Source organism: Azospirillum sp. UENF 112521, assembly GCF_058780665.1.
In genome coordinates, this window is sequence record NZ_JBSNCI010000002.1 from 1,031,891 (window position 1) to 1,048,733 (window position 16,843).

Genomic DNA, 16,843 nt, shown 5'->3' on the forward strand with positions numbered 1-16,843 from the left:
TCACTCTGCCGGATGCTGTTGGGCGTCTGGATCGCTGTGGGCGAACCAGCGTTTCATCCGGCGCGACAGCCCGTCGAGATAGGTCAGCGCCACCGGCACCACCAGCAGCGTCAGGATGGTGGAGGACAACAACCCGCCGATCACCGCATGGGCCATCGGCGCGCGCTGCTGCGCCCCCTCGCCGATGCCGAGCGCCAGCGGCAGCATGCCGAAGATCATCGCGGCGGTGGTCATCACGATGGGGCGCAGGCGGATGATGCCGGCCTCGACCAGCGCGTCGTGCAGGCCGGCGCCGCGCTTGCGCGCCTGATTGGCGAAATCGACCAGCAGGATGGCGTTCTTGGTCACCAGCCCCATCAGCATGATGAAGCCGATGGCGCTGAAGATGTTCAGCGTCGATCCCGCCGCCAGCAGCCCCAGGAAGACGCCGACCAGCGACAGCGGCAGCGAGGCCATGATGGCGAGCGGTTGCAGGAAGCTGCCGAACTGCGAGGCGAGGATCAGGTAGATCAGGATGACGGCAAGCGCCAGGGCCTGCATGGCATAGCCGCTGGTCTCGGCGATGTCCTTGGTCGAGCCGCCGAAGACGATGCGGTAGCCCGGCGGCAGCTCGATCTTGGCCAGCGCCGCCTGGAGGTCGCGGCCGGCATCGCCGGCGGCGCGGCCCTGGACGTTGGCCTGGACATTCACCTCGCGCTGCAAATCGCGCCGGTTGATCTGCGAGGCGCCGAGCGTCGTCACCACCTCCGCCACCTGGGACAGCGGGATCATGCGCGGCGTGCCGTTGGCATCGACCCCGCCGGAGAAATAAATGCGGTCGAGGTCGGCGCGGCCGGCGCGGTCGCCTTCGGGCAGGCGGACCAGCACGTCGTAGCTCTCGCCGTCCGGCGCCTTCCAGCTCGACACCGTGTCGCCGGCGAACAGCGGGCGCAGTGTGTCGGCCACCTTGGCGGTGCCGATGCCGAGATCGCTGGCGAGGTCGCGCTCCAGCCGGACCGCCAGCGTCGGCTTGGCCGCCTTCAGCGTGCTGTCGACATCGACGAAGCCGGGGATGGCGCGCATGGCGCCGATCACGGTCTGCGACAGCCGGTCCAGCTCGGCGATGTCGCGGCCCTGGACCGAAACCTGGATCTGCTTCTGCACGCCGCCGACGCCGGGGATGGCGATGCCGATGGTGACGCCGGGGATCGCCGACAGACGTTGCCGCAGCAGCGGGGCCAGGTCGTTGGGCGAGCGCTTGCGCTGGTCGATGGGGGTGTAGCGCAGATAGATGCTGCCGCGGTTGTGGCCGATGGAGACCCCGGTGTTGACCGTGCTGTAGGTGTAGGCGATCTCCGGGAACTCGCGGATCGCCGCCTCGACTTGGCGGGTCTTGGCGGTGGTGGTGGCGAGCGACGAGCCGACGGGGGATTCCACCTCGACGATCTGCTCGCCGAGGTCGGCGGCGGGGACGAACTCCACGCCGATGCGCGGCACCAGCAGGAAGCTGCCGAAGAAGATCGCCAGCGCCACGATCACGACAATCCAGCGCCGGCGCAGGCCCCAGCGCAGCAGCCGGCCATAGCCGTGCGAGAGCGCATCGAAGCCTCGCCCGAACCAGGCGGCGAAGCGGCCGAAGATCGAGCGGCCATGGCGGCCGTGGGCGGCCGGGTCGTACCAGATGCTGGACAGCATGGGGTCGAGCGTGAAGGACACGAACAGCGAGATCAGCACCGCCGCCGAGACGGTGATGCCGAATTGCAGGAAGAAGCGGCCGATGATGCCGCCCATGAAGGCGACCGGCAGGAACACCGCGACGATGGTCAGCGTGGTCGCCAGCACCGCGAGCCCGATCTCTGCCGTGCCGTCGAGTGCCGCCTGACGGTGGCCCTGGCCGCGGGCGAGGTGGCGCATGATGTTCTCGCGCACGACGATGGCGTCGTCGATCAGGATGCCGATGGCGAGCGACAGCGCCATCAGCGTCATCATGTTCAGCGTGAAGCCCATGGCGGCCAGCATGCCGAAGGTGCCGAGCACGGCAACCGGCAGGGTCAGCGCGGTGATGACCGTGCTGCGCCAGGACCCCAGGAACACCATGACGATCAGGATGGTCAGGATGCCGCCCTCGACCAGCGTCTCCTGCACGTTGCTGAGCGAGTTGGTGATGCCGCGGGAGCTGTCGCGCACCACCGCCAGCGTCACGTCCGCCGGCAGCGAGCCGTTGGTCCGCAGATCCTGGATCGCCCCATGCAGGCCGCGGGCGACCTCCACCGTGTTGGCGCCCTGGACCTTCACCACATCGACCGCCAGCGCCGGGTTGCCGTTCAGCAGGGCGGCCGAATCCTGCTCCTCCTGCCCGTCGATCACCTCGGCGACCTGGGAGAGGCGCACCGGGCTGCCGCCGCGCCGCGCGACGATTAGGTCCAGCAGGTCGCGCGGGTTGCGCACGCGCCCCTCCACCTGCACCACCCGCTCCCGTCCCTGGCCGGAGACGGTGCCGGCGGGCACGTCCTGGTTCTCGCTGGTGACGGTAGCGATCACCTCGTCGACGCCGACGTTGAGTGCTTCCAGCTTTTCCGGCTTCAGGCGGATCAGGATCTGCCGCTTGACCCCGCCGGCGATGGTGGCCTTGCCGACGCCGCGGACATTCTGCAAGCGCTTCAGGATGATCTGGTCGGTCAGCGTGGTGAGGTCGCGCAAGGACCGCAGGTCGGAGGTGACGGCGATGGACAGGATCGGCTGGTCGTCCGGGTTGAAGCGGGTGATCTGCGGATCCTTCACCTCGTCGCGGAAGCTGGCGCGGATGGCCGAGACCTTCTCGCGCACGTCCTGCAACGCCTGGACCGACGAGGTCTTCAGGTCGAACTCGGCGATCACCACCGACTGCCCCTCGTAGGAGCGCGAAGTCAGCGTCTTGATGCCGGCGATGGTGTTGATCGCATCCTCGACGGGCCGTGTGATGTCGGTCTCCACCGTCTCCGGGCTGGCGCCGGGATAGGCGGTGCTGACCACCACCACCGGGAAATCGACGTCGGGAAACAGGTCGACGCCCAGCCGGTTGTAGGAGAAGAGGCCGAGCACCATCAGCGCCACCATCATCATGGTGGCGAAGACCGGGTTGTCGACGCTGATGCGGGTGATCGGCATGGCTGCTGGTCCGTCCGGGTCAGGTGCCGGCGATCGAGACGCTGCGTCCGGCGGTCAGGCCGGGCAGGTTGCCGGTGACGACGCGCTCGCCCGGCGCCAGGCCGTCCACCTGCACCAGATCGCCGCGCGCCCACAGCGCCACCCGCGTGACCGGGCGGCGCACGGTGCGGCCGTCCGCAATCGCCAGGACGAACTCGCCCTGCTCGTCGTGGCGGATGGCGACCGGCGGCACGGCGATGGCGCCCGCCGCCTGCGCCACCAGAACCTCGCCGCTGGCGAACATGCCGCCGCGCAGCGCGCCGTCGCGATTGTCGATGGTCACATAGACCGGGATGGCGCGCGATCCCGCCCGCGCCATCGGGTTGATGCGGGCGACGCTGCCGGCGAACTCCCGTTCGCCGAACCCCTCCACCCGCAGGCTGGCGGTCTGGCCGACGGCGAGCCGGGCCACCTGCTCCGCCGGGACGGTCGCCTCGACCTCGACCCGCGACAGGTCGACCACGGTGAACATGGCGGCATTCACCGCCAGATTTTCCCCGGGATTGACGGTGCGGGTGGCGACCATGCCGTCGATGGGGCTGAGCACCACCGCGTCGCGCAAGGCCTTGCGCGCCAGTTCCACCTGCGCCGCCAGTGCGTCGACCTGGGCGCGCTGGAAGCCGAAGCTGCTTTCGGCCTGATCCAGGCTGGTGTCCGAGACGATGTTGCTGCGGTTCAGCGTGCGGTTCTTGGTCAGCGTCTTTTCGGCCAGCACCAGCTGAGCCCGCGCGCCCTCCAGGTTGGCCTGCTTCTCATTGAGGCGGGCGGTCAGCTCCACCGTGTCGAAGCGGGCCAGCATTTCGCCGCGGCGGACCGCCTGCCCCTCGCGCACCGCCACCTCGGCCAGACGGGCGGCGACCTCCGCCTTCACCGCCGACTGTTCCATCGGCGAGACGGAGCCGCTGAGCCGGACCGTCTCCGCCAGCGCGCGCGGGGCGACGGCCGTGACCTCAAGCGCGGTCAGCTCCACCGGGCGCTCCGCCGCCTGGCCGGCCGGGGTGGGGGAGGGAGGGGCCGGATTGCGGGCGCGCCACAGGGCAATACCGCCGCCTGCCGCAAGAAGAACCAGCAGGATCGCCAGCAGCCGGCCGAAGCGCCGGGGCTTGCGGGGCGGGGCGTCTTCCTGCGGCGGGGACGGCATCTGCGGCTGCGGTGTCTGCTGGGCCGGCGGGAAGGTCCGTTGGGGGGCGGTCATGATCGTCGATCCAGTTCGGCCGAGCCTGTCCGATCGGAACGGCATCGGTTGAGGGGGCGGCCGGCGCCCTCCATTAGGGGTGGCGTGGATGTTCCGTCAAGGTTCCCGTTGTCGCGCCTTGTGACGGCATGGTGATGTCCGGACGGAGAGAGAAGATAGGCATAGGGACATTTGCCCAAAATCCTAATTGCCGACCTCTTCACAAGGGATAAAGCGGGCATTTTTGAGGCATCTTCGGGACAGGATTCAAGAAACGGCCGTGATGTCGCTTGACAGGCGTGGGCTATACATTGAAAAGCGATCCATCTTTTGTCCCGCCTGCGCCAACAGCACGGAAATCCCCTCGTGGTCAAACGAAACCTCGCGACGATCCACGCCGCCGGAGCACTGCTGTGCCTTGCCCTCGGTCTGGCCGGCTGCGCCTCCGACGCGCCGCAGGTGCAGACGGCTCCGCCGGTCGAATCCGCTGCCTATGTCCCGGATCCGAACGATCCGCTGTCCCGCTGGGTCCCGCACATCCGCGAGGCTTCCCAGCGGTACGACATGCCGGAGAAATGGATCCGCGCGGTGATGATGCGCGAGAGCAACGGCCGGGCGACGACCAACAGCGGCAAGGTGCTGACCAGCTCCGCCGGGGCCATCGGCCTGATGCAGGTGATGCCCGGCACCTACGAGCTGATGCGGGCCAAGTATGGACTAGGGTCCGATCCCTCAGACCCGCACGAGAACATCATGGCCGGCACCGCCTACTTGCGCGAGATGTACGACCTGTTCGGCGCCCCCGGTTTCCTGGCCGCCTACAATTGCGGCCCGGCCTGCTACGCCCAGCATCTGGCCGGCAAGCAGCGGCTGCCGCGCGAGACGAAGATGTATCTGGCGGCGCTGACCCCGGTGCTGCGCGGCACCGGCCCGCGCGAACCGTCGCTGGCGGCCGGCGCCTCGGCCATCGAGGTCGCGGTGGTGCCGGACGACGCGCCGAAGCCGCGCGGCGGCCAGACGGCGTCCACGCAGCGGACGGAACCGGCGCCGGTCGTCGTCGCCTCCGCCGCTCCGGAAACCCGCGCGCCCGAATCCCGCGCTGTCGAGCCGCGGCGGATGGAGCCGCGCCCGGCCGAGCCGAAGCTCGCAGAACCGGCGCCCGCTCCGGCACCGGCTCCGGTGGTGGTGGCGTCGCTGCCCGAACCCGCGCCCGCTCCCGTCCCGGCTCCCGCCCCCGCGGTGGCTCCGGCAAGGCCGGTGCAGGTCGCCAGCCTCGACCCGGCGCCCGCACCGACGCACCGCGTCAGCCCGCAATTCACCACCCAGGTCGCCGAGGCGCTGTTGCCGCCGCAGTCGGTCGGCAAGGGTGAGCGCGTTGTGATGCGCTTTGTTTCCCAGCGCGCCGACGGCTGCGGCAGCCTCGCCGGCCGCGACCGCGCCTGCGTCGCACTGGCCGACGTGCGTTGACGGCATAGGGCTGCGCGGTCCTGTTCCCCCGCTGTGGGGAGCGGGGCCGCCGCTGTCCCCAGGTCCAGCGTGAGCGGAGCTATTTTTTCGCACTCTTGCGGTCCGATTTGATCCGCATCACTTACGGATCGCCTCGCCACTGGCATAACGGTGAGATGGACCGGTCCGAACACACATCCAGCCCATACCCTCCCTGCGCCTGTTGCGGCGAAGAGGTGCTGCTCGGCGAACCCATGTACTGGACGCCGGAGCGTCCGGGCCATGTCTGGCACGACCTGTGCGCGCAGAGGGAAGGCCTGCTTCCCGCCACCCCCAAGCCAGCCCGCGGCAAGCGGCGCAGCCCCAGGACGCAGACGGTCGAATCGCTGTTTTGAGCGACATCTGGGCAGGCAAAAGAAAAGGGGCGGTTTCCCGCCCCTTTGTCTTTCACCGGCAAAGCGTTTCCACTCGCCTCATTCCCACTCGATGGTCCCCGGCGGCTTCGACGTGATGTCGTAGACGACGCGGTTGACGCCGCGGACCTCGTTGACGATGCGGTTGGACACGCGCGCCAGGAAGTCGTGGGGGAAGGGGTACCAGTCGGCGGTCATGCCGTCGGTGGAGGTCACCGCGCGCAGGGCCAGCACATGGTCGTAGGTGCGGCCGTCGCCCATCACGCCGACGGTGCGGACCGGCAGCAGCACGGCGAAGGCCTGCCAGATCGCGTCGTAGAGGCCGGCGTTGCGGATTTCCTCCAGATAGACCGTATCGGCCTTGCGCAGGATCTCCAGCTTCTCCGGGGTGATCTCGCCGGGGACGCGGATGGCGAGGCCCGGGCCGGGGAAGGGGTGGCGGCCGATGAAGGCCGGCGGCAGGCCGAGTTCACGGCCCAAGGCACGGACCTCGTCCTTGAACAGTTCGCGCAGCGGCTCGACCAGCTTGAGCTTCATCCGCTCCGGCAGGCCGCCGACATTGTGGTGCGACTTGATGGTGACCGACGGGCCGCCGGTGAAGGAGACGCTCTCGATCACGTCGGGGTAGAGCGTGCCCTGGGCCAGGAACTCCGCACCGCCGACCTTCGCGCTCTCCTCGTCGAAGACCTCGATGAACAGGCCGCCGATGATTTTGCGCTTCTGCTCCGGATCGGTGACGCCGGCCAGCTTGCCCAGGAACAGGTCGGCCGCCTCGCGGTGGACCAGCGGGATGTTGTAGTGGTCGCGGAACAGCCGCACGACCTCTTCCAACTCGCCGGCGCGCATCAGGCCGGTGTCGACGAAGATGCAGGTCAGCTGGTCGCCGATGGCCTCATGGATCAGCACGGCCGCGACCGACGAATCGACGCCGCCCGACAGGCCACAGATCACCTTGCCGGTGCCGACCTGGGCGCGGATCTTCTCGATGGCCTGTTGCTTGAAGGCGGCCATCGTCCAGTCGCCCTCGATGCCGGCGACGCGGTGGACGAAGTTCGCCAGCAGCTGGGCGCCGTGCGGGGTGTGGACCACCTCCGGGTGGAACTGCACGCCGTAGATGCGGCGCTGGTCGTCGGCGATGGCGGCGAAGGGCGCGCCGTCGCTGACCGCCACGGCGCGGAAGCCGGGCGGCAGCGCGGTGACGCGGTCGCCGTGGCTCATCCACACCTGTTCCTTCGACCCGACCTCCCACAGCCCGTCGAACAGGGCGCAGGGCTCCTTGATCTCGATGAAGGCGCGGCCGAACTCGCGGTGGTCGGAGCCGGACACGGTGCCGCCCAGCTGGTGGCACATCGTCTGCTGGCCGTAGCAGATGCCGAGCACCGGGACCTTCAGGTCGAACACGGCCTGCGGGGCGCGCGGGCCGTTCGCCTCGGTGACCGAGGCCGGGCTGCCCGACAGGATGATCGCCTTCGGGTCATACTCGCGGATGCGCTCGTCGCTCATGCCGAAGGGGTGGATTTCGCAATAGACACCGCTCTCGCGCACACGGCGGGCGATGAGCTGGGTCACCTGCGACCCGAAATCGAGAATGAGGACCCGTTCGGCTGAAAGCGAGGCGGCGGAAAGGGAGGCGGCGCTGGACATCGGCGAATCCTGATGCGTGGGGACTCAAGTCCCCTCACTACCGCACCTCCGGCCCCGCCGACAAGCGTGCAAGCGGCGTCAGGTCGCGCCAGCCATAGGCGATTTCCACCAGATCGCTGCCGGCGAAGCGGATCGGCCGCTCCGCCACCTTGATTCCGCCCAACCTTTCGTAGAACCAGCGCGACGGGTTGTCGCGCAGGCACCAGACCGCCGCGGACCGGATGCCGGCGGCCAGGAAACGGTCGGCCATCGCCGCCATCAGCCGCCGACCGATGCCGTAACCCTTTGCGTCATCTAGCAAATAAAGCGCGTGGAACTCACCCGCATGCCCTTCCACCGTGACCCGCCGCGTGCCGAAGGAGGCGATGCCGACGATGGTGCCGGGACCGGCGATCCGGCCGGTGACATCCACCGCGACGAAGGCGCCCTGGCCGGGGCCGCGCGTCTCGGCGATGGCTGCCCAGCGCTGGGCGGCGGCCGGTTCGGACAGGTTGACCAGGAACTGCGCCGGGATCAGCCCGGGATAGGTGGAGCGCCAGCTTTGCACATGGACGCGGGCCATGCCGGCGGCGTCCGACCCGCGTGCCTGGCGGATTGCGAGCGTGGTGTCCGTCATCGACCGACCCTCCCGTGCAGCCTCTCTCCAACAGTTTGGAGTGCCCGCGCAGGAAGTCCAGATGGAAAAGGAGGGAGACGCACGACGCCGTCGATAGGCCTGCGGGCGACCGGCTTCGGCTCCGACCGAGGCTTCGGCCTCGGCTCCGGTTGTCATCGCGGCGCAACAGAGGTAAACAGCGGGACTTGTTCCGGCGGGGGCCCGCACCGATCCTTGATCGGGCGGGGCCGCGCCAGTCCGTCCCAGGTGCCATGGCGGCGCCGCGGGCGGGGCTCCGGAGACCGGACACCGCATGTATTCCTCGCCTACGCTTTCCCGCTACATCGGCCGGCAGTTCGTCGTGTGGTTCTGCCTGCTGATGGTGATCCTGCTCGCCATCGTGCTGCTGCTGGACACGGTGGAGCTTCTGCGCCGCGCCGGCACCAAGCCCCACGTCACCTTCGGGCTGGTGGTGGAGATGGCGCTGCTGAAGCTGCCGGAGATCGGGCAGCAGATCTTCCCCTTCGTCGTCCTGTTCGCGGGCATGTTCACCTTCTGGCGGCTGACGCGCAGCGCCGAGCTGGTGGTCGCCCGCGCGGTCGGCGTGTCGGCCTGGCAGTTCCTGATGCCGGTGATGTTCGCCGCCGCCGCCATCGGCGTGGTGAAGGTGACGCTGATCAACCCGGTCGGCGCCGTGTTCATCGCCAAGTACGAGCAGCTGCAGGACCGCTATCTCAAGCTCCAGTCCAGCACGCTGAACATCTCGCGCTCCGGCCTGTGGCTGCGCCAGACCAACGAGAACGAGCAGTTCTTCATCCATTCGGAGCTGGTGAACCCGGTGACCTTCGAGCTGTCGAACGTCATCGTCTTCCTGTTCGACGCCGACCAGAATTATCTGGGCCGCGTCGATGCGCCGAGCGCCGTGCTGAAGGACCGCAAGTGGGAATTGCAGGAGGCGATCCTGAACCGGGCCAAGAAGGACCCGGAGAAGCTGGACAGCTACACCATCCCGACCGAGCTGGACATGGCGACCATCGAGGAGAGCTTCGCCCCGCCGGAAACCATCTCCTTCTGGGAGCTGCCGCGCTTCATCCACACGCTGGAGACAACCGGTTTCCCGGCCGTGCGCCACCGGCTGCATTACCAGTCGCTGCTGGCCCAGCCCTTCCTGTTCCTGGCGATGGTGCTGTTCGCCGCCGCCTTCTCGCTGCGGCTGCCGCGTCGCGGCGGCACCATGGCGATGGTCACCGGCGGCGTGCTGACCGGCTTCGTGCTGTTCGTGATGACCGACGTGGTCCGCACCTTCGGAATGTCGGAAACCATTCCCATCCTCATGGCCGCCTGGAGTCCTGCCGGCATCAGCCTGCTGTTGGGCATCGCCGCCCTTCTGCATCTGGAAGACGGCTGACGGGACGGCTGCCGGGAGGGGGTGCTGGGACGGGACGCCGGGAAGGGACGGGGGTGGGACCATTCGCCGCAAAGCGGGCGGTTATCGCCATCGGTCATAATTCCGCCCACTTGGTTTAGCACTGGATTGCAGGGTCCGATTCCGTTTGCCAGGGGCACCGGCCCCACCGTAATAACGGGCGACCCGTTTTTGGAGCTTGAGCAGCATGTCGAGTTTGCGAGCCGTCCGGACCACCGTCGCCGTGGCGACCGCCTGTGCGCTTCTGGCCATGCCCGCCGTGGCGCAGTCCAGCAAGGCTGCCGCCGGTGCCGCCGCGCCGCGGACGGGGGACGAGAGCACGCGTCAGGCCCGCGCGCCGGGGTCGGAAGGCATCGCTGCGGTGGTGAATGACGAGGTCGTTTCGGTTTCGGACGTCAATGCCCGCATCCGCATGGCGCTGCTGAACGCCGGCGCCGCCGCCAATCCGGAAACGACCAAGCGGCTGATGCCGCAGGTGATGCGCCTGCTGATCGACGAGCGCCTGCAGATGCAGGAGGCCAAGCGCCAGGGCGTCACCGTCTCGGCGTCGGAGATCGACGACGCCGTCAAGCGCATCGCCGAGCAGAACCGCATGAACGGCCAGCAGCTTCAGGAGATGCTGAAGCGCCAGAACGTGCCGTACTCCACCCTGAAGGACCAGATCCGCGCCCTGCTCGCCTGGCAGAAGGTGATGCAGCGCCGCATCCGCCAGGAGGTCGTGGTCGGCGAGGACGAGGTCGACGCCGCGATGGAGCGGCTGAAGGCCAACATCGGCAAGCCCGAATATCTGGTCGCCGAGATCTTCCTGGCAGTGGACAGCCCCGACCAGGACGACGAGGTGCGCCGCAACGCCGAGCGTCTGGTGGAAGAGGTGAAGCGCGGCGGCAATTTCGCCGCACTCGCCCGCCAGTTCTCGCAGTCGGCCGGCGCCGCGTCGGGCGGCGACCTCGGCTGGGTGCGCAGCGGCGAACTGTCGTCGGAGGTGGACAAGGCGCTGTCGGGCATGCGCGGCGGCCAGCTGTCGGCGCCGGTCCGCACGGCGACCGGCTACCACATCCTGCTGGTGCGCGGCCAGCGGCCGTTCGGCAGCAGCGGCGGCGAGGTGCCGATGCCGGTCGCCCGTCCGGCGGCTCCCCGTCCGCAGCCGCGGCCGGACGTGGCCAAGGCCACGGTCAACATGAAGCAGATCATCCTCCCGATCGAGTCCAAGGAGCAGGCCAAGTCCGTCAAGGAACAGGCCGAGAAGCTGCGCAAGTCGATCAAGAGCTGCGCCGATTTCCAGGCCCGCGCCAAGGAGACCGGCATGCCGGAATCGGGCGACATGGGCACCATGCGGGTGAAGGACATGGCCCCCGGCCTGCAGAACCTCGCGCTCGGCATCCCGCTCGGCCAGGCCAGCCCGGTGCTGATGAGCCCGGCCGCCGCGGTGATCCTGATCGTCTGCAAGCGTGACATGCCGATGATCCAGCCGCCGCCGGAAGCCCAGCCGGCTCCGCCGCCGCCGCCGGCCCCGACCCCGGTTCAGGAAGCCAAGCTGCCCGGCCGCGACGAGATCGAGCGCGAACTGGTCAGCGAGCGGGCGGAACTGCTGTCGCGCCGGTACCTGCGCGACCTGCGCCGCACCGCCTTCATCGAGACCCGCCTGTGACCGCCGCCCCGCCGAACGACCTGCCGCTGGCCCTGACCATGGGGGAGCCGGCCGGCGTCGGCGGGGAGATCGGGCTGAAGGCGTGGCTGGCCCGCGACGAGGCCGGCCTGCGCCCCTTCGTCGTGCTGGACGATCCCGCGAGGCTGGCCGCGCTGGCGGCCTCGCTCGGGCTGCCGGTGCCGGTGCAGGCCGTCTCGTCTCCGCAGGAGGGGGCGGCGATCTTCGGCCGTGCCCTGCCGGTCCTGCCGGTCGCGCTCGGCAACCCGGTCGTCGCCGGCCGGCCCGATCCGGCCAATGGTGCCGCGGTGATCGCCAGCATCGACCGTGCCGTGGCGCTGCTGCAGGGTGGGCAGGCCGCGGCCGTTGTCACCAACCCGATCCAGAAATCGTCTCTCTATGCCGCCGGTTTTCGCCATCCCGGCCACACCGAATATCTGGCCCACCTCGCCGGGCTGGCCGGCGAGCCGATCATGATGCTGGCGGCGGCCGATCTGCGGGTGGTGCCGGTGACCATCCATGTGTCGGTGCGCGACGCGGTGAACCAGCTGACCGCCGACGCCATCGTCCATGCCGGCCGGGTCACCGCGGCGTCGCTGGCGCGCGACTTCGGCATCGACCGTCCGCGGTTGGCCGTCGCCGGCCTCAACCCGCATGCGGGGGAGGGCGGGGCGATGGGGCGTGAGGAGATCGACATCATCGAGCCCGCCATCGCGACGCTGCGCGCCGACGGCATCGACGTGTCCGGGCCGCGCCCGCCCGACACCATGTTCCATGCCGCCGCCCGCCGTGGATATGACGCGGCGCTGTGCATGTACCACGATCAGGCGCTGATCCCGGTGAAGACGGTGGATTTCGACAGCGGCGTGAACATCACGCTGGGCCTGCCCTTCGTCCGCACCTCTCCCGACCATGGGACGGCGCTGGACATTGCGGGCACTGGCAGGGCCAATGCGACCAGCCTGATCGCGGCGCTGAAGACGGCCGACCGGATGGCGCGGAACCGGCAGCGGACAGCCGGCCCCTGAGGTCGAAGTTCTCCAAACGAAAAAGGAGCGCCCGATGCGCTCCTTTTTTCATGCCGTCTGCTTTCGTTGCTTTCCGACCCGTGCCGTAAGCCTGGCCGTCAGCCCCGGTCATCGGGATCGTACATGGTCGGCCCGCCCTGCTGGTCATGGTGGGAGGGCATCTGATCGCGGTGATGGTGGGTGCGGGCGATGAAGGGTGCCAGCTCCTGCAACTCGATGAAGTTGTCGGCCTGCCGCCGCAACTCGTCGGCGACCATCGGCGGCTGCGAGCGGACGGTGCTGACGACGCTGATGCGGACGCCCTTGCGCTGCACGGCCTCCACCAGCCGGCGGAAGTCGCCGTCGCCGGAGAACAGCAGGATGTGGTCGACATGCTCGGCCATCTCCATCACGTCGATGGCCAGCTCGATGTCCATGTTGCCCTTGATCTTGCGCCGGCCCGATGCGTCGGTGAACTCCTTGGTCGGCTTGGTCACCATGGTGTAGCCGTTGTAGTCCAGCCAATCGACCAGCGGACGGATCGGGGAGTATTCCTGGTCCTCGACGAGGGCCGTGTAATAGAAGGCGCGCACAAGCCGGCCTTCCCCGGCGAAGCCGTCACGCAACCTTTTGTAATCAATATCGAAGCCGAGTGAACGCGCTGCGGCGTAGAGGTTGGCGCCATCGATAAAAAGTGCGAGACGCTCTTCTTTGTAAAACAACTTGCTGACATCACGCGGCAAAGTCGAATTTCGGTCCAATGCAAGGATCCTTCCATCGCTGCTTGTTGAAAATGTATTGGAACATGCGCAAAAGCTCGCGTTCCAATTTTGAAATCTAGTGTATTGCCGGCAGACATACAAGAGGCAGGGTTTGCCGACTGTTTCCAGGCATCGGGCCGGATAGATATTGAGATTGGACGGATGTGTTCCCCTGACGCAATGCAGCAGCGCTGTCGTTCGCGCTTGCACCTATCGGGCCACATCCATATAGTCTAGAGCCTCCTCTGAATCCGGAGTTCGTCTGGCATGGCCCGCGTTACCGTTGAAGATTGCGTCCTGAAGGTTCCGAACCGTTTCGAGCTGGTCATGATGGCTGCCCAGCGCGCCCGCGAAGTCGCGAGCGGCGCCCCGCTGTCGATCGACCGCGACAACGACAAGAATCCGGTCGTGGCGCTGCGCGAGATCGCGGACGAGACGGTGTCGCTGGAGTATCTGAAGAACGCCCTGATCAAGGGCCACCAGAAGCATGTTGAGCCGGACGAGCCCGAGGAAGAGATCGTCGAGCTGATGGCCGGCGAGAATGACTGGGCCGCCCGCGGCAACAACTCGCTGGGCGACGAAGACGGCATGAGCGAGAGCGACGGCGAAGAGCTGACCGAGGAAGACGACGTCGCCGCCGACATGGATGCGGAGCCGGGCGCCGGCTTCGCCATGACCGAGGATCCCGACGGAGACCTCTGATCCTGGACAACGACCGCAGGACCCGGAGGGGGCGCAACGCCCCCTCGCCGAACAAAAAACAGGAGGGCGTCCTGCTCTCCTTCGGTTCTTGCAGGACCGCCCTGAGAACCGCCACGAACACATTTGAGGCGCCGCGTGCGCCGGGTCGGGCCGCATGATCCGGCAGTACGAGCTTGTCGAGCGCGTCAAGGCGTATGATCCCTCCGCCGACGAGGATCTGCTCAACCGTGCCTACGTCTTTTCGATGAAGGCGCACGGGTCGCAGACGCGCGCGTCTGGCGATCCCTACTTCCTCCACCCGCTGGAGGTCGCCGGCATCCTCACCCAGATGAAGCTGGACGCCGGCACCATCGCCACGGCGCTGCTTCACGACACGGTCGAGGACACCGTCGCCACGCTCGAAGACATCGAGCGGGTGTTCGGCAAGGAGATCGCCCGTCTGGTCGACGGCGTCACCAAGCTGTCGCGGCTGGAGCTGAACAGCGAGCAGGCCAAGCAGGCGGAGAATTTCCGCAAGCTGGTCATCGCCATGTCGGAGGACATCCGCGTCCTGCTGGTGAAGCTGGCCGACCGGCTTCACAACATGCGCACGCTGTTCCACCTGAAGAAGCCGGAAAAGCGCCGCCGCATCGCCCGCGAGACCATCGAGATCTATTCGCCCTTGGCCGAACGCATCGGCATGCACAAGATCAAGGACGAGCTGGACGATCTTGCCTTCGCCGAACTGAACCCCGACGCGCGCGACAGCATACTGGCCCAGCTGGCCCGCCTGCGCAGCGAGGGCGAGAACCGCGTCCAGACCATCATCACCGAACTGCGCGAGCTGCTGGCCTCCGAAGGTCTGCCCGACGTGTCGGTGTCGGGGCGCGAGAAGTCGGCCTATTCGATCTGGCGCAAGCTCCAGCGCAAGAATGTCAGCTTCGAGCAGCTGTCCGACATCATGGCCTTCCGCATCACGGTCGGCTCGGTCGGTGAATGCTATCAGGCGCTGGGCATCGTGCACGCCCATTATCCGGTCGTGCCCGGGCGCTTCAAGGACTACATCTCCACGCCCAAGCCCAACGGCTACCGCAGCCTGCACACCGGCGTGATCGGTCCCGGCCGCAACCGGATCGAGGTGCAGATCCGCACCCAGGACATGCACGAGATCGCCGAGCTGGGCGTGGCCGCCCACTGGGCCTACAAGCAGGACCACCAGCCGCGCCCGACCGGCGGCGAATACCGCTGGCTGCGCGAGCTGCTGGACATCCTGGAGCATGCGCAGAAGCCGGAAGAGTTCCTGGAGCACACCAAGCTTGAGCTGTTCCAGGACCAGGTGTTCTGCTTCACGCCGAAGGGCGACCTGATCGCGCTGCCGCGCGGGGCGACGCCGGTCGACTTCGCCTATGCCGTGCACTCGCAGGTCGGCGACCATTGCGTCGGGGCGAAGATCAACGGCCGCATGTTGCCGCTGCGCACCCAGCTGCAGAACGGCGATCAGGTCGACATCGTCACGTCGAAGGCGCAGACGCCGGTTCCCGGCTGGGAGCGCTTCGTCGTCACCGGCAAGGCGCGCGCCCGCATCCGCAAGTTCCTGCGCACCCAGCAGCGCGCCCAGTATATGGAACTGGGCCGCGGCATGCTGATGCGGCAGTTCAAGTCGGAAGGCTACGAGTTCACCGAAAAGGCGCTGGAGGCCGCCACCAAGATCTTCCAGCAGCCGACGGTGGACGACCTGATGGCCGGTGTCGGCTCCGGCCTGCATTCGGTCCGCGAAGTCTTCCACGCCGTCTTCCCCGGCCACAAGGCCCAGACCGCTCCCGCCGTCCGCGAGCTGGAAGAGAGCGCGCCGAAGCCCAAGGCCAAGGCCCGCAAGGAATTGGCGCTGCCGATCCGCGGGCTGATCCCGGGCATGGCGGTCCATTACGCCCGCTGCTGCCACCCGCTGCCGGGCGACCGCATCGTCGGCATCGTCACCACCGGCAAGGGCGTGACGATCCACACCATCGATTGCGAGACGCTGGAAAGCTTCCATGAATTGCCGGAACGCTGGATCGACGTGTCGTGGGAGACCGGCCCGGATTCGCCGGAGGAGCATGTCGGCCGCATCAGCGTCGTCATCGCCAACGAACAGGGCTCGCTCGGCACGCTGTTCACGGTGATCGGCAAGAATCAGGGCAACGTCATCCATCAGAAGATCACGAACCGCAGCACCGATTATTTCGAGCTGCTGATCGACATCGACGTGAAGGATGCCAAGCACCTGACCAACATCATGGCCGCCCTGCGCGCCACCCCGGCCATCCATTCGGTGGAGCGGGCGCGGGGGCGGTGACGCTCCCGACGGCACGGAGCAGGGTCGCACCACAAAGACGCACCATGAAGGTGCGCGATGGGAGAACAGGACATGCGGCTCGCCAGGCTGCTCCTGCCGGTTTCGGTTGCTGCCGTCTGCCTGTCTCCACTTCATGGGGCCAGTGCGGACAACGGCGAGAGGTTGTTCGTGGAGAGATGCGCCATGTGCCACGGGACGGATGCGAAAGGCTCCGGTCCGTTGGCGCACAAGAGCAACCCTCCGACCCCCGATCTGACGACGGCGGCCTTCAGGAAGCGATTGGCGGACTATCCCGGCGTCATCGTGTCGTCGGTCATCCTGCGGCCAAACGGCGATCTGATCCCGAAGACACTGAAGGAGAACGGCTACCGGCTCCCGCCGCACGCCTGGACCGTCAAGGACTTCCGCGATCTGAACGACCACATGAACGGCCTGATCCAACGGTCGAAATAAGGACAATCCGCCGGGATCGCCGGTCCGGCCATTCGGTCGGGCAGGGGGCGGAGACGGTAAATTCCCTGTCATCCGCGATTGCGTCGGTCGGTTCGGCG

Annotated in this window: 12 protein-coding genes; 7 read left to right on the plus strand and 5 right to left on the minus strand. The window is 67.9% G+C overall.

Going from position 1 to position 16,843, the window contains the following annotated elements:
• Together ACWPN8_RS07200 and ACWPN8_RS07205 are read right to left on the minus strand one after the other, a co-directional pair.
• On the minus strand, positions 1–3,126 hold the full coding sequence (locus ACWPN8_RS07200) for an efflux RND transporter permease subunit (RefSeq protein ID WP_492240337.1): 3,126 nt from the start codon (positions 3,124–3,126) through the stop codon (positions 1–3).
• A gap of 19 nt (positions 3,127–3,145) precedes the next feature.
• Positions 3,146–4,360: an efflux RND transporter periplasmic adaptor subunit gene (locus ACWPN8_RS07205; RefSeq protein WP_492240338.1), complete on the minus strand. Its 1,215-nt coding sequence runs from the start codon at positions 4,358–4,360 to the stop codon at positions 3,146–3,148.
• 345 nt (positions 4,361–4,705) lie between these two features.
• Between ACWPN8_RS07205 and ACWPN8_RS07210 the strand changes: the two genes are divergently transcribed.
• The gene (locus ACWPN8_RS07210) at positions 4,706–5,806 is read left to right on the plus strand and encodes a lytic transglycosylase domain-containing protein (RefSeq protein WP_492240339.1); all 1,101 of its coding nucleotides are present in this window, start codon (positions 4,706–4,708) and stop codon (positions 5,804–5,806) included.
• Between the two features lie 452 nt (positions 5,807–6,258).
• Here ACWPN8_RS07210 and guaA read toward each other — a convergent pair whose 3' ends face one another.
• Together guaA and ACWPN8_RS07220 are read right to left on the minus strand one after the other, a co-directional pair.
• Complete coding sequence (guaA, locus tag ACWPN8_RS07215) at positions 6,259–7,842, minus strand: glutamine-hydrolyzing GMP synthase (protein WP_492240340.1); 1,584 nt, start codon at positions 7,840–7,842, stop codon at positions 6,259–6,261.
• 37 nt (positions 7,843–7,879) lie between these two features.
• Positions 7,880–8,458: a GNAT family N-acetyltransferase gene (locus ACWPN8_RS07220; protein ID WP_109451990.1), complete on the minus strand. Its 579-nt coding sequence runs from the start codon at positions 8,456–8,458 to the stop codon at positions 7,880–7,882.
• Positions 8,459–8,750: 292 nt separating this feature from the next.
• Here ACWPN8_RS07220 and lptG point away from each other — a divergent pair, with 292 nt between their 5' ends.
• The 3 genes from lptG (at position 8,751) to pdxA (ending at position 12,536) form a co-directional block, all read left to right on the plus strand.
• Complete coding sequence (gene lptG / locus ACWPN8_RS07225) at positions 8,751–9,845, plus strand: LPS export ABC transporter permease LptG (RefSeq protein ID WP_109047418.1); 1,095 nt, start codon at positions 8,751–8,753, stop codon at positions 9,843–9,845.
• A gap of 205 nt (positions 9,846–10,050) precedes the next feature.
• On the plus strand, positions 10,051–11,511 hold the full coding sequence (locus ACWPN8_RS07230; RefSeq protein WP_492240341.1) for a peptidylprolyl isomerase: 1,461 nt from the start codon (positions 10,051–10,053) through the stop codon (positions 11,509–11,511).
• Positions 11,508–12,536 (plus strand): 4-hydroxythreonine-4-phosphate dehydrogenase PdxA, encoded by a 1,029-nt coding sequence (pdxA, locus tag ACWPN8_RS07235; RefSeq protein WP_492240342.1) that lies wholly within the window; start codon positions 11,508–11,510, stop codon positions 12,534–12,536. Before ACWPN8_RS07230 ends, pdxA begins: the two co-directional genes overlap by 4 nt.
• Before the next feature lie 98 nt (positions 12,537–12,634).
• Here the strand turns inward: pdxA and ACWPN8_RS07240 are convergent, their stop codons facing one another.
• On the minus strand, positions 12,635–13,237 hold the full coding sequence (locus tag ACWPN8_RS07240) for a LabA-like NYN domain-containing protein (protein ID WP_109453342.1): 603 nt from the start codon (positions 13,235–13,237) through the stop codon (positions 12,635–12,637).
• A gap of 306 nt (positions 13,238–13,543) precedes the next feature.
• On the opposite strand from ACWPN8_RS07240, the gene rpoZ reads away from it, so the two are divergent.
• The 3 genes from rpoZ (at position 13,544) to ACWPN8_RS07255 (ending at position 16,745) form a co-directional block, all read left to right on the plus strand.
• Positions 13,544–13,978 (plus strand): DNA-directed RNA polymerase subunit omega, encoded by a 435-nt coding sequence (gene rpoZ, locus ACWPN8_RS07245; protein WP_098740113.1) that lies wholly within the window; start codon positions 13,544–13,546, stop codon positions 13,976–13,978.
• A gap of 154 nt (positions 13,979–14,132) precedes the next feature.
• Positions 14,133–16,292, plus strand: a complete 2,160-nt coding sequence (locus ACWPN8_RS07250) for a RelA/SpoT family protein (RefSeq protein ID WP_492240343.1) — start codon at positions 14,133–14,135, stop codon at positions 16,290–16,292.
• Between the two features lie 72 nt (positions 16,293–16,364).
• A complete protein-coding gene (locus tag ACWPN8_RS07255; RefSeq protein ID WP_492240344.1) occupies positions 16,365–16,745 on the plus strand; it encodes a c-type cytochrome in 381 nt (126 codons plus the stop codon).
• Positions 16,746–16,843: the final 98 nt, after the last annotated feature.

Excerpts from the sequence above, each read along its gene's own strand:
- ACWPN8_RS07250 (WP_492240343.1), top strand. The coding sequence starts at position 14,133 with ATGATCCGGCAGTACGAGCTTGTCGAGCGCGTCAAGGCGTATGATCCC.
- lptG (WP_109047418.1), top strand. The coding sequence starts at position 8,751 with ATGTATTCCTCGCCTACGCTTTCCCGCTACATCGGCCGGCAGTTCGTC.
- ACWPN8_RS07205 (WP_492240338.1), bottom strand. The coding sequence starts at position 4,360 with ATGACCGCCCCCCAACGGACCTTCCCGCCGGCCCAGCAGACACCGCAG.
- guaA (WP_492240340.1), bottom strand. The coding sequence starts at position 7,842 with ATGTCCAGCGCCGCCTCCCTTTCCGCCGCCTCGCTTTCAGCCGAACGG.
- ACWPN8_RS07230 (WP_492240341.1), top strand. The coding sequence starts at position 10,051 with ATGTCGAGTTTGCGAGCCGTCCGGACCACCGTCGCCGTGGCGACCGCC.
- ACWPN8_RS07200 (WP_492240337.1), bottom strand. The coding sequence starts at position 3,126 with ATGCCGATCACCCGCATCAGCGTCGACAACCCGGTCTTCGCCACCATG.
- rpoZ (WP_098740113.1), top strand. The coding sequence starts at position 13,544 with ATGGCCCGCGTTACCGTTGAAGATTGCGTCCTGAAGGTTCCGAACCGT.
- ACWPN8_RS07255 (WP_492240344.1), top strand. The coding sequence starts at position 16,365 with ATGCGGCTCGCCAGGCTGCTCCTGCCGGTTTCGGTTGCTGCCGTCTGC.
- ACWPN8_RS07220 (WP_109451990.1), bottom strand. The coding sequence starts at position 8,458 with ATGACGGACACCACGCTCGCAATCCGCCAGGCACGCGGGTCGGACGCC.